Raw genomic sequence first — 11,837 nt, 5'->3', positions numbered from 1 at the left:
AGCCCTGGGCCGCCCCGGCCGGTCCGGCGAGGGTAGCGGTACAGATGATCTTCCATTCGAGGAGGACTTGCGATGACCCGACCGATCGCCCCACCGCAACCACAGGTGTACGTGCACGGCGCGATCCGACCCGGCCAGGTCGCGTACGCCCGCCGGAAGGTCACCGCGGCGTTGCGGCACGCGCCGCGGCCGGTGCTCTTCGTCCGGATGAGCCTGAACCGATCCGCCGCCCGTGGCGTCGACCGGCCGTACGGCGTCGCCATCCACGCCAGCCTGTCGGGCGTGGACCTGCACGCGGCCGCCGACGCGGCCACCCTCACCGAAGCGGTCGAACTGGCGCGACGGCGACTGGAGACCCAACTCCAACGGGCGAACCGGTGGGGTTGATTCCGGACCGAGCCGGGAGGCAACGTGCGCCTGCCGGGCACCACCCGGTCGTGCCGGCACCGGAGACCGAAGCATCCAGGGCGGCCGATCGGGTCACCGGTCCTGCCCCGACGGGACCTGTGGCCCTGCTCGGCCAGCCGGCGAAGACGGAGGCTGGAACTGGTCGGAACGACGAAGGACGGCGATGGCACAGCAGTGCAACAGACACCGTCGCCGCAGTGCAACAGACACCGTCGCCGCGCCGGCCCGCGCGGCCTGACGCCGCAGCCGAAGCGCTTGGAGGAACTGATGACCACGCTCGACGCCTGGCGCGGATTCGTAGGCGATGACTGGCGGCACCGGATCGACGTGGCCGCCTTCATCCGGCAGAACTACACCCCGTACGAGGGCGACGACGCCTTCCTGGTCGGCCCCACGCCACGGACCACCGCGCTGTGGGACGGGCTCGGGCCGCTCTTCGCCGAAGAGCGCCGCCGCGGCGTGTACGACGTCGACGCCCGCACCCCGTCCGCCATCACCTCGCACGGCCCGGGCTACCTCGACCGGGAGCGGGAACTGATCGTCGGGTTGCAGACCGACGCGCCGCTACGCCGGGCGATCATGCCGGCCGGCGGGACCCGGATGGTCCAGACCGCGCTGGAGGCGTACGGCTACACCCTCGACCCGCAGGTCCGGGAGACGTTCACCCGGCACCGCAAAACACACAACGACGGCGTTTTCGACGCGTACCCGGACGCCGTCCGCAGGGCCCGCCGCTCGCACGTCATCACCGGGCTGCCCGACTCGTACGGCCGGGGCCGGATCATCGGCGACTACCGGCGGATTCCGCTCTACGGCGTCGACCAGCTCATCGCCAGCCGGCTCGCCGACCGGGTCCGCCTGGATGCGTTCCGCTCCTCGGCTGAGGTCATCCGGGACCGCGAGGAACTGGCCGAGCAGGTCCGGGCGCTGGACGAGCTGAAGCAGATGGCGGCCGGTTACGGGTACGACATCTCCGGCCCGGCCAGCACGGGCCGGGAGGCGATCCAGTGGCTGTACTTCGGCTACCTGGCCGCGACCAAGGAGCAGAACGGCGCGGCGATGTCACTCGGCCGCACCGCCACGTTCCTCGACGTCTACCTCCAGCGGGACATCGCCGAAGGACGGCTCACCGAACAGCAGGCGCAGGAACTCGCCGACGACCTGGTGATCAAACTACGGCTCATCCGCTTCCTCCGCACACCCGAATACGACCAGCTCTTCTCCGGCGACCCCACCTGGGTCACCGAGGCGCTCGGCGGAATGGGCCGGGACGGGCGGACCCTGGTCACCCGGACCGCGTTCCGGTTTCTCCAGACCCTCTACAACCTCGGCCCGGCACCGGAACCCAACCTCACCGTGCTGTGGTCACCGGCGCTGCCCGACGGGTTCAAGCGGTTCTGCGCCCAGGTCTCGCTGGACACCAGCGCGGTGCAGTACGAGAACGACGAACTGCTTCGTTCCGGGTTCGGCGACGACACCGCGATCGCCTGCTGCGTCTCCGCCATGCGGGTCGGCAAGGACATGCAGTACTTCGGCGCCCGCGCCAACCTGGCCAAGGCGCTGCTGTACGCCATCAACGGCGGCCGGGACGAGATCAGCGGAGCGCAGGTGGCCCCGCCGACGGCGCCGGTCGGCGGCGAGATCCTCGACTACGACGAGGTGGTGGCGGCGTTCGAGAAGATCCTGGACTGGCTCGTCGCCACCTACGTCGACGCGCTCAACGTCATCCACTACATGCACGACAGGTACGCCTACGAGCGACTGGAGATGGCGCTGCACGACTATCCGGTGCACCGGTTCCTCGCCACCGGCATCGCCGGGCTCTCCGTCGCGGTCGACAGCCTCTCGGCGATCAAGTACGCCCGGGTGAAGGTGCTGCGCGACGAGACCGGACTGGCCGTCGACTACGCCGTCGACGGAGACTTCCCGTGCTACGGCAACCACGACGACCGGGTCGACGCCATCGCCGTCTGGCTGGTCGAGGCGTTCATGGAGCGGTTGCGTCGGCAGCCGACGTACCGCAACGCCGAGGCGACCCTGTCGGTGCTGACCATCACCTCCAACGTGGTCTACGGCAAGCACACCGGCAACACCCCGGACGGGCGGCGTGCGGGTGAGCCGTTCGCGCCCGGCGCCAATCCCGGCAACGGGCGGGACCGGCACGGCCTGGTCGCCTCCGCGCTGTCGGTGGCGAAGCTGCCGTACGCCAGCGCCCGGGACGGGATCTCGCTGACCAGCACCATCACCCCGGGCGGGCTTGGCCGCACCCGGGAGGAGCAGGTCACGAACCTGATCGGGGTGCTGGACGGGTACGCCGACGCCGGCGGCTACCACATGAACGTCAACGTGCTCGACCGGGCCACGCTCGAAGACGCCATGGCCCACCCCGAGCGCTACCCGCAGTTGACCATCCGGGTCTCCGGCTACGCGGTCAACTTCGTCCGGCTCACCCCGGAACAGCAGCGTGACGTCATCTCCCGCACCTTCCACGGATCGCTGTGAACACCACCGCCCGCGCGATCGCCGGGGCCGTCCACTCCTGGGATGTCTCGACCGGAGTCGACGGCCCCGGCACCAGGTTCGTGGTGTTCCTGGCCGGCTGCCCACTGCGCTGCCTCTACTGCCAGAACCCGGACACCTGGCGGATCCGGCCGGGGCAGCGCATCGGCCTCGACGAACTCTGGACTTTGGTGTCGCGCTTCACGCGGTTCATCCGGGTCGCCGGCGGTGGCCTCACCGTCAGCGGCGGCGAGCCGCTGCTCCAGCCGGCCTTCACCGAGGCGCTGCTGATCCGGGCCCGGCAGGCGGGCCTGCACACCGCGCTGGACACCTCCGGCGTGCTCGGCGACCGGGCCACCGACGCGCTGCTGGACGCGACCAGCCTGGTGCTGCTGGACATCAAGTCCGGCGAGCCGCAGACGTACCGCAGGGTGACCGGCGGCGAGTTGGACCGGACCCTGCGGTTCGCCCGCCGGCTCGCCATCCGTGGCAATCGGATGTGGATCCGTTTCGTGCTGGTGCCCGGCCTCACCGACGCGCCGGCCAACGTCGACGCGGTGGCTCGGCACGCCGCCACACTCTCCACGGTGGAGCGGGTCGAGGTACTGCCGTTCCACCGCCTCGGCGCGGCCAAGTACGCGGCCCTGGGGCTGCGGTTCCCGCTCGCGCAGACTCCTCCGCCGTCGCCGGAGCTGCTGGCGCGGGTACGCGACCAGTTCCGCGCACACGGCCTGACCACCCTCTGACCACACGTCTCCGAGCCCGCGACCGGCTGGGCACAACCGGCGGGCAGACGGTCCGAAGGTCCCGGGCCGGATGGCAGTCAGGCCCTGGACCGACCATCGGCACGGCGGCACGGTCGAGACACGGGGCTCACACCGAAGCCTCGGTGTCACGGGATGGTGCCGAGGTCGGTGGGAGCGGAGCGCGACGGGAGGGCACCATGCACGTAGTCGGCCGGAAAAGGCGGCGCCCGACGAACGACGACTGGGCTGCGGATCCGCAGGGGACGCCGCACGGACCGCTGCGCGCGTGCCTGACAGCCGCCGTCGCGGCGCCGTCGGTGCACAACACCCAGCCATGGCGGTTCCGGATCCGCGGCAACACCGTCGATGTCCTCGCGGATCGGCGGCGACGATTGCCGGTGCTCGACCCGCGGAACCGGGAGCTGCTGATCAGCCTCGGCGCCGCGGTGTTCAACCTACGGGTGGCGATGCTCGCCCGGGGTCGCGTGCCGGTGCTGCGCCTGCTGCCCGACGCCGGCGAACCGGATCTCGCCGCCCAGGTCACGGTCGGGCCGTCGACCCGCCCACCGGAGACGGCGCTGATGCTGGCCGAGGCGATCCCCCGCCGGCACAGCAACCGGCAGCCGATGCGCGACCTGCGCGTCCCCGCTGAAGCGCTCACCGACCTGTCTGCCGCCGCCGAGGCCGAGGGGGCACGGGTGGTCGTCACCGACCCACTCGCCCGCGACGCTGTCCTCGACCTGGTCCGCATCGCTGAGCAGCGACGCCGGCACGACCCGGCGTACCGGCGGGAGTTGGGCGAGTGGACCGGGCCCCGCCCGAGGCGCCGCGACGGTGTACCTCCGGAGGCGTTCGGGCCGCGCGACGCGCTGGAGGCGATGCCGATCCGCGACTTCAGCGTCGTACGACCCGCGCGGCGGTGCGGCCCCGCCCCGTTCGAGCGGGCGCCGACGATCGCCGTCCTCTACACCCGGAGTGACACTCCCTACGAGTGGCTGCGCTGCGGACAGGCGCTGGAGCGGGCCCTGCTGACGAGCACCGTACGCGGCCTGGCGTCGACGATCATGACGCAGCCGGTGGAGGTACCCGACCTGCGGGCGCTGCTGGAGGATCCCGCCGACGGGTACCACGCCCAGGCCGTCCTGCGGTTCGGCTACGGGCCGCCCGGCGCGGCATCCGCCCGGCGGCCCCTGACGGACGTACTCGTCCGCACCGGGACGGGTCCAAGGTCCCGGACCGACCGGGAGGCCGGCCCTGCCGCGCCTGCGGACCGGCCGGCACGCTGAGGACATGGCTTCCAGCACGGCACCCGCGGTGGCGCGGGGACTGACGACGCAGGCCGCGGCGGCCCGGCTTCGCGCCGAGGGGCCCAACACGGTGGCGGCACCGGCCCGCCGGCACCTGGCGACCCGGATCGCGCACCAACTCGGTGACCCGCTCGTCGCGCTGCTGATCGCGGCCGCCGTGGTGACCACGGCCCTGGGAGACCATCCGGACACCGTCGTCATCGCCCTGGTCGTCGTCGTCAACACGGCGATCGGGGTGTTCCAGGAGGTCAGGGCGGACCGGGCGATCGCCGCCCTGGACCGGATGGCCGCGCCGACCGCACGGGTGGAACGGGACGGCCGGCACCTGGTGATCCCCGCTGCCGAGCTGGTCCGGGACGACCTGGTGCACCTGGAGCCGGGCGACGTCGTCCCGGCCGATCTCCGGCTACGGGAGGCGTACCGCCTGCAACTCGAAGAGGCCGCGCTGACCGGCGAGTCCGTACCGGTCACCCGGCAAGCCGACGCGGAGGCGTACGCCGGCACCGTCGTGGTCACCGGGCGCGCCACCGGCACAGTCGTGCGTACCGGTCCGGCCAGCGCGCTCGGCCGGATCGCCGCCCTCGTCGCGACGACCCGGCCCGCGCCCACGCCGCTGCAACGTCGGCTCGCCCGGCTCGGCCGCGTCCTGGGGCTGGCCGCGGTGGTGCTGTCGGCCGCGGTCTTCGCCGTCGGCGTGGCCGGCGGGCGGTCCGTGGTGGAGATGGCCGTCACCGCGGTCAGCCTGGTCGTCGCCGCGGTGCCCGAGTCGCTGCCCGCCGTGGTCACCCTCGCGCTGGCGCTCGGCGCGCGCCGGATGGCCGCCATCCGGGCGATCCCGCGCCGGCTGCACGCGGTGGAAACACTCGGCTCGGTCACCGTCGTCGCCTCGGACAAGACCGGGACCCTCACCGAGGGACGGATGACCGTGCAGCGGGCGCTGACCGCCGACGGCACCGGATACCGGGTACGCGGTACCGGGTACGACCCGGGCGGCGAGCTGCGCGACGACGTGGGCGAACCGGCGAAGCCCGGTCCGGCCCTGCGCGACCTGGCCCGGGCAGTCCTGCTGTGCAACGACGCCGCGCTCGCGGCGCCGACCGAAGACCACCCGAGGTGGACGCCGATCGGGGATCCGCTGGAGGCCGCGCTGGTCGCCTTCGCGCAGCGGTGCGGCCTGGAGCCGGCGGCCGAGCGCGCGGCCTGGCCGCGCCTCGCGGAGCTGCCGTTCGAGCAGGAAACCCGGCGGATGGTGACCGTGCACCGCCGGCCCGGCGGCGGGTTCCTGGTGGTGTGCAAGGGGGCACCGGAGTCAGTACTGGCCGCACCGCTGGTCGACGGCGTCACGTCGGAGATGCTGGCCGGTGCGCACCGGGTCGCGGCCGACGGGCTGCGCGTGCTCGCGGTCGCGACCGGGATCCTCGACACGGCACCGGACCCGGCGCGGGTGACGGGCCTGCGGCCGGTCGGCCTGGTCGCCGTCGGCGACCCGGTCCGGTCGTCGGCGCCGGAGATCGCCGCCGCCTTCGCCCAGGCGGGTATCCGGCTCGTGCTGATCACCGGCGACCACCCGGCCACGGCCGCCGCGATCGGCGGCCAGCTCGGCATCTGGCGTGGCGGTGACGGCGTCGTGCGGGGCGACGACGGCGGGCTCACCCGGCACGGCGTCGACGGCCAACGGATCTTCGCCCGGATCCAGCCGGAGCAGAAGCTGGACATCATCGCGGCCCTGCAGGCCGGCGGGCACGTGGTGGCGATGACCGGTGACGGGGTCAACGACGCACCGGCGCTGCGCCGGGCCGACATCGGGGTGGCGATGGGCGGCGGCACCGAGGTCGCCCGGCAGGCCGCCGACCTGGTACTCGTCGACGACAACCTCGGCACGGTCGGCGCGGCGGTCGCCGAGGGCCGCCGCGTCTACGACAACATCCGCCGCTTCCTGCGGTACGCGCTCGCCGGCGGCGTCGCCGAGATCCTCGTGATGCTGACCGGACCGTTCCTGGGGCTCGCCGTACCGCTGCTGCCGGCCCAGATCCTCTGGATCAACCTGCTCACCCACGGCGTACCCGGGGTGGCGCTCGGCGCCGAACCGGCCGAGCCGGGCATCATGCGCCGCCCGCCCCGGTCGCCGCAGGAGTCGGTACTCGGTGCCGGGCTGCTGCGCGGGGTGCTGCTGGCCGGCGCGCTGCTGGCCGCCGTCGTGCTCGGCGCCGGCGTGGCCGCGCACGCGCTGGACCGGCCGTGGCAGTCGATCGTCTTCGTCGTGCTGGGCCTGGGCCAGCTCGGGATCGCACTGGCGGTGCGGGCACCACGCCGGCCCGGCGGTCCGGGCAACCGAGCCCTCGTCGCGGCGGTGGCACTGTCGGCGCTGTTGCAGCTCGCCGGGGTGCTGCTGCCGCCGCTGCGCGAGTTGCTCGGCACCGGGGCGCTGTCCGCTACCGACCTGGTGGCCTGCGCCGTGGTGGCGACCGTGCCGGGTCTGGCGATCCGGCTCACCGCCACCGGAGGAAAGGGGAAGGACAGATGGCTGAAGTGGCGATGAGCGACGTGACGAAGGTCTTTCCCGGCGGCACCGTCGTCGTCGACCAGGTGAGCCTGACCGTCGGCGACGGCGAGTTCATCGTCCTGGTCGGGCCGTCCGGCTGCGGCAAGTCCACACTGCTGCGGATGATCGCCGGCCTGGAGGACGCCACCTCCGGCACGATCGAGATCGGCGGCCGGGTGGTCAACGACGTGCCGCCGAAGAACCGTGACATCGCGATGGTGTTCCAGAACTACGCGCTCTACCCGCACATGACCGTGGCCCAGAACCTCGGCTTCAGCCTGCGACTGCGGGGCGTCCACAAGCCCGACATCGCGGACCAGATGGGCGAGACGGCCCGGGTGCTCGGGCTCACCACCCTGCTGGACCGCAAGCCCGCCGCGCTCTCCGGCGGCCAGCGGCAGCGGGTCGCGATGGGCCGCGCGATCATCCGCCACCCACAGGTGTTCCTGATGGACGAGCCGCTGTCCAATCTGGACGCGAAGCTGCGGGTCGCGATGCGCGGTGAGCTGAACCGGCTGCACCAGCGGTACGGCACCACCACGATCTACGTCACGCACGACCAGGTCGAGGCGATGACCCTGGGCAACCGGATCGCCGTGCTGGATCGTGGCCGACTCCAGCAGGTGGGCGCACCGGACGAGCTGTACGCGGCGCCGCGCAACGTCTTCGTGGCCGGCTTCATCGGATCGCCCGCGATGAACCTGGCGACCTGCCGGGTCGAGGCGACCGCCGAAGGGTTGGCGCTGGTGTTCGGCGAGCAGCGCTGGCCGGTACCCGACAGCCAGCTCGCGCGGCGCCCCGCACTGCGCTCGTACGCCGGCCGCGAGATCGTCCTCGGGCTGCGACCGGGCGACATCGGGCTGGCCCGGGGCCAGGGTGACGCTCCCCGGCTGCGCGTCTCGGCGGTGACCGTCGAGTCGCTCGGCGGCGAGAAGAACCTGCTCTTCGTCCCGCCGTCCGGCGAGCGCCGGGCGGAGTCCCCGACAGGCGAGGACGACGGTGTGCCCGCGCTGTGGACCGCCCGGCTGCCCGCCCTCGCCTCGGTACGCGCCGGCGACGAGGCCGACCTGGCGGTCGACCTCACCCAGGCGCACTTCTTCGACCCGGCCAGCACCGAGGCGCTCGCCGTCACCGGCCAGGAGTCCCTTCTGATCACCGCGACGTGAGCGGTCCCCGGGCAGCGGTGTCCGCGGCGGTGGAGGATGGGGGCAGGAGGGAGAAACAAATGACCGATGCTGAACGTCCGGCCGGGGCGGTCCTCGCCGAGGCTGCGGACGCGGCCGGGTACGCGCCGTCCGTGCACAACACCCAGCCCTGGCGCTGGCGGGTCACCGCCGACGCGCTGGACCTGTACGCGGTGCGGGACCGTCAACTCCGCGCCGCCGACGCGGAGGGGCGGCTGCTGACCGTGAGCTGCGGCGCCGCCCTGCACCATGCCGTGGTCGCGGTGGCCGCGCAGGGACGGTCAGCCGTGGTGACTCCGCTGCCCGACCCGGCCGATCCGGACCACCTGGCCCGGATCGGGCTGGCCGGTCACACCGGCGTGACCCCGGAGGCGATGCGCCGGTTCCAGGCGGTACGGCTGCGGCACACCGACCGCCGGCCGGTCAGCGACACCCCGGCCAGCCCGGAGGCGATCGCCGCCATCGGCCAGGCGGTGGCGGCCGAGGGCATCCAACTGCACATCCTCACCCCCGACCAGGTCCTCGAACTGGCCGCCGCCGCGTCGCACGCCGACCAGGTAGAGGCCGAGGACGAGGAACAGCGCGCCGAGCTGGCGTACTGGCGCGGCGGCGACCGGCCGGCGGGGACCGGCATCCCGGACGAGGTGGTCCCCGGCCAGGCACCGCAGACCACCGTTCCGGGCCGGGACTTCGTACGGGCCGGGACGCTCACCGTCGGCCCGGGACACGACCGTGCCGCCAGCTACGCGATCCTGTACGGCCCGGGCGACGAGCCGGCCGACTGGCTCCGTGCCGGCGCGGCACTGTCGGCCGGTTGGCTGACCGCGACCGAACTCGGTGTCACGGTGTTGCCGTTCAGTTCCGTCATCGAGCTGCCCAGTACCCGGCAGGCGCTGCGGAGCGTGATCAGTAACCTCGGTTACCCGTACCTGGTGGTGCGGCTGGGCACCGCCGACCCGGAGACCGCCGGCCCGCCGCACACCCCCCGGCTGCCCGCCGCGCAGACGATCGAGGTCGCCGGCTGACGGCCGGCACCGGCAGGGCCGGGCGGGTCCGGGGTGCGGACGACCTACGAGGCGCGGTGCTCCGGGTAGCCGTACAGGTCGAGCAGGCGGGTGCGGGTGGCTTGGAGCCGGTCCAGCATGACGGCCATGAACCGGCGGTTCAGCTCGTACCCGAGTGCGGTGTCGTCCGCCATCAGGTACCGCACGCCGGAGGCGTCGAACTCGACGGCCCGAACCGGCTCGACCGCCACCGCCCCGAACTGCCACCGGTGTGGCGGGAACAGCCAGGACCAGCCCAGCACCTCACCAGCGCCGACAGTGTCGATGACCACGTCGCCCCGGCCCGGCGTCGGCAGGTCCAGCGCCACCCGCCCGGAACGCAGCAGCCAGAAGCGCATCGCCGGCCGCCCCGCCGCGAACAGCCGGCAACCGCGGTTGCGGTAGACCGGGTGCGCATAGGCGGTCAGCCGGTCGAGCCATTCCGGGGACAGACCGTCGACGAACGGCTGCCCGACCAGCAGATCACGGGTGCTTGGCATGACTTTCCCCAATCGCCGTACGACGCCGTCGGGCTCGGTACGCCGACCGAGCCCGACTGTTCCTGGCAAGCCCGCCCCGAGCGGCCGGCCTCTACTTCTTGTCCGGCCCGACCGTGATCGGGATGGTCCTGCCGGCGGTCTCGGGCACGCTGACGAGCACCTTGATCGTCAGGATCCCGTCGGTGTACTCGGCGGTGATGGTGTCCTCTCCATCACACCGCTGGGCCGGGCCGCCCGACAGGGACCAACGGCCCGGCCCGGGCGCCATCAGGCCCGCCGGGCGATCAGCGCGGTGAGGTCGATGAGCCGGTTGAGGTAGCCCCACTCGTTGTCGTACCAGCCGAAGACCTTGACCAGCGTCCCGCCGGCCTGGGTGAGCGCGGCGTCGAAGACGCAGGAGGCCGGGTCGCCGACGATGTCGCGGGACACCAGCGGCCGGTCCGCGTAGCGCAGCACTCCGTGCAGCGGGCCGGCGGCGGCCGCGGCGAACGCGTCGTTGATCTCCGCCACCGAGGCGGGGGTGGCGAGTTCGCAGGTCAGGTCGCAGATCGAGCCGTCCTCCACCGGCACCCGCAGCGCGACGCCGTCCAGCCGCCCGGCGACGCCCGGCAGCACCAGGCCGATCGCCTTCGCAGCCCCGGTGCTGGTGGGGATGATGTTGACGGCGGCCGACCGGGCCCGCCGCAGGTCCTTGTGCGGGGTGTCCAGCACCGCCTGGTCGTTCGTGTACGCGTGCACGGTCGTCAGGTAGCCGCGGGACAGCCCGAAGGTGTCGTGCAGGATCTTGACCATCGGCGCCGCGCAGTTGGTGGTGCAGGACGCGGCGGAGATGACCTGCTGCGCCGGGTGGTAGGTCGACTCGTTGACGCCGACCACGATCGTCGCGTCCACCCCCTTGCCCGGTGCGGAGATCAGCACCCGCCGCGCGCCGGCCTTGAGGTGGTTCGCCGCCGCGTCCCGGGTACGCAGCCTGCCGGTCGCCTCGATGACGAGGTCGACGCCGAGCCGGGCCCAGGGCAGCCGCTCCGGCTCCCGTTCCTGGAACGTCGCGATCCGCCGGCCGTCGACGACGATATCCGTACCGTTGACGTTGACGTTGACGTCGGCGTCGAGCGGGCCGAACGTCGAGTCGTACGCCAGCAGGTGGGCCAGGGCCGCCGGCTCCCACAGGTCGTTGATGCCGACCACCTCGAAGCCGTCGTCGAAGAGGCGCCGGTCCAGCAGTCCGCGCAGGTAGTTGCGGCCGATCCGGCCGAACCCGTTGATCGCGATCCGGTAGTTCATCTCGTGCCTCCCGCATCTCCGTAGGGCCGCTGTGTGCCCTTCCGCGTGATCCGCTCGATGTCGCCGGCCGCCTCCAGCAGGCCGTGGGCGAGGTCGGCGAGCGCCCGCGAGACGGCGAGTTCGTCGCCGATCTGCGGCACCCGCGGGTCCGCCGGGTTGCGCCGCGCCGCGCCACAGCCGACCAGCCCGATCCGGTCCGGCATCTGGAGCCGGGCCTCCGCGCGAGTGCACCGCTCGTCGTTACGCTCGTCGATAACGATGTCGACAGTCCACTGCTTCGCCCGAGCCATCGTGATCACCTCCGCACCTCCAGCCTGGTCGGAC

General features: G+C 73.0%; 11 protein-coding genes. 7 read left to right on the top strand and 4 right to left on the bottom strand.

The window, feature by feature from the left end; translation table 11 throughout:
* The first annotated feature begins 72 nt into the window (after positions 1–72).
* From R6Y94_RS42490 to R6Y94_RS42460, 7 genes are all read left to right on the top strand, one after another.
* The gene (locus R6Y94_RS42490; protein ID WP_318402845.1) at positions 73–387 is read left to right on the top strand and encodes a hypothetical protein; all 315 of its coding nucleotides are present in this window, start codon (positions 73–75) and stop codon (positions 385–387) included.
* Between the two features lie 288 nt (positions 388–675).
* On the top strand, positions 676–2,910 hold the full coding sequence (pflB, locus tag R6Y94_RS42485; RefSeq protein WP_318402844.1) for a formate C-acetyltransferase: 2,235 nt from the start codon (positions 676–678) through the stop codon (positions 2,908–2,910).
* On the top strand, positions 2,907–3,653 hold the full coding sequence (pflA, locus tag R6Y94_RS42480; RefSeq protein WP_318402842.1) for a pyruvate formate-lyase-activating protein: 747 nt from the start codon (positions 2,907–2,909) through the stop codon (positions 3,651–3,653). Before pflB ends, pflA begins: the two co-directional genes overlap by 4 nt.
* A gap of 278 nt (positions 3,654–3,931) precedes the next feature.
* Complete coding sequence (locus R6Y94_RS42475; RefSeq protein ID WP_412103005.1) at positions 3,932–4,939, top strand: Acg family FMN-binding oxidoreductase; 1,008 nt, start codon at positions 3,932–3,934, stop codon at positions 4,937–4,939.
* 4 nt (positions 4,940–4,943) lie between these two features.
* Positions 4,944–7,499 (top strand): cation-translocating P-type ATPase, encoded by a 2,556-nt coding sequence (locus tag R6Y94_RS42470; protein ID WP_318402838.1) that lies wholly within the window; start codon positions 4,944–4,946, stop codon positions 7,497–7,499.
* A complete protein-coding gene (locus tag R6Y94_RS42465) occupies positions 7,481–8,668 on the top strand; it encodes a sn-glycerol-3-phosphate ABC transporter ATP-binding protein UgpC (protein ID WP_318402836.1) in 1,188 nt (395 codons plus the stop codon). Before R6Y94_RS42470 ends, R6Y94_RS42465 begins: the two co-directional genes overlap by 19 nt.
* A gap of 59 nt (positions 8,669–8,727) precedes the next feature.
* The gene (locus R6Y94_RS42460) at positions 8,728–9,711 is read left to right on the top strand and encodes an Acg family FMN-binding oxidoreductase (RefSeq protein WP_318402834.1); all 984 of its coding nucleotides are present in this window, start codon (positions 8,728–8,730) and stop codon (positions 9,709–9,711) included.
* Between the two features lie 44 nt (positions 9,712–9,755).
* On the opposite strand, the gene R6Y94_RS42455 is transcribed toward R6Y94_RS42460, so the two are convergent.
* The 4 genes from R6Y94_RS42455 to R6Y94_RS42440 form a co-directional block, all read right to left on the bottom strand.
* Positions 9,756–10,229, bottom strand: coding sequence for a Crp/Fnr family transcriptional regulator (locus R6Y94_RS42455; RefSeq protein WP_318402832.1), 474 nt, complete (start codon positions 10,227–10,229; stop codon positions 9,756–9,758).
* A 91-nt stretch (positions 10,230–10,320) separates the two neighbouring features.
* The gene (locus tag R6Y94_RS42450) at positions 10,321–10,497 is read right to left on the bottom strand and encodes a hypothetical protein (RefSeq protein ID WP_318402831.1); all 177 of its coding nucleotides are present in this window, start codon (positions 10,495–10,497) and stop codon (positions 10,321–10,323) included.
* Positions 10,497–11,513 (bottom strand): type I glyceraldehyde-3-phosphate dehydrogenase, encoded by a 1,017-nt coding sequence (gap, locus tag R6Y94_RS42445; protein ID WP_318402829.1) that lies wholly within the window; start codon positions 11,511–11,513, stop codon positions 10,497–10,499. The genes R6Y94_RS42450 and gap overlap by 1 nt, the downstream gene beginning before the upstream one ends.
* Positions 11,510–11,803, bottom strand: a complete 294-nt coding sequence (locus R6Y94_RS42440) for a DUF1876 domain-containing protein (protein WP_318402890.1) — start codon at positions 11,801–11,803, stop codon at positions 11,510–11,512. The genes gap and R6Y94_RS42440 overlap by 4 nt, the downstream gene beginning before the upstream one ends.
* Positions 11,804–11,837: the final 34 nt, after the last annotated feature.

Source organism: Plantactinospora sp. KLBMP9567 (assembly GCF_033446045.1).
Classification (GTDB): Bacteria; Actinomycetota; Actinomycetes; order Mycobacteriales; family Micromonosporaceae; genus Plantactinospora.
The sequence above is the reverse complement of the archived record's forward strand: the minus strand, read 5'-3'. Positions and strand labels throughout refer to the sequence as shown.

Bases quoted from the DNA above. Each gene is read 5' to 3' on its own strand.
- R6Y94_RS42490 (WP_318402845.1), top strand. From the start codon at position 73: ATGACCCGACCGATCGCCCCACCGCAACCACAGGTGTACGTGCACGGC.
- pflB (WP_318402844.1), top strand. From the start codon at position 676: ATGACCACGCTCGACGCCTGGCGCGGATTCGTAGGCGATGACTGGCGG.
- R6Y94_RS42470 (WP_318402838.1), top strand. From the start codon at position 4,944: ATGGCTTCCAGCACGGCACCCGCGGTGGCGCGGGGACTGACGACGCAG.
- R6Y94_RS42465 (WP_318402836.1), top strand. From the start codon at position 7,481: ATGGCTGAAGTGGCGATGAGCGACGTGACGAAGGTCTTTCCCGGCGGC.
- R6Y94_RS42460 (WP_318402834.1), top strand. From the start codon at position 8,728: ATGACCGATGCTGAACGTCCGGCCGGGGCGGTCCTCGCCGAGGCTGCG.
- R6Y94_RS42455 (WP_318402832.1), bottom strand. From the start codon at position 10,229: ATGCCAAGCACCCGTGATCTGCTGGTCGGGCAGCCGTTCGTCGACGGT.
- R6Y94_RS42450 (WP_318402831.1), bottom strand. From the start codon at position 10,497: ATGGCGCCCGGGCCGGGCCGTTGGTCCCTGTCGGGCGGCCCGGCCCAG.
- gap (WP_318402829.1), bottom strand. From the start codon at position 11,513: ATGAACTACCGGATCGCGATCAACGGGTTCGGCCGGATCGGCCGCAAC.
- R6Y94_RS42440 (WP_318402890.1), bottom strand. From the start codon at position 11,803: ATGGCTCGGGCGAAGCAGTGGACTGTCGACATCGTTATCGACGAGCGT.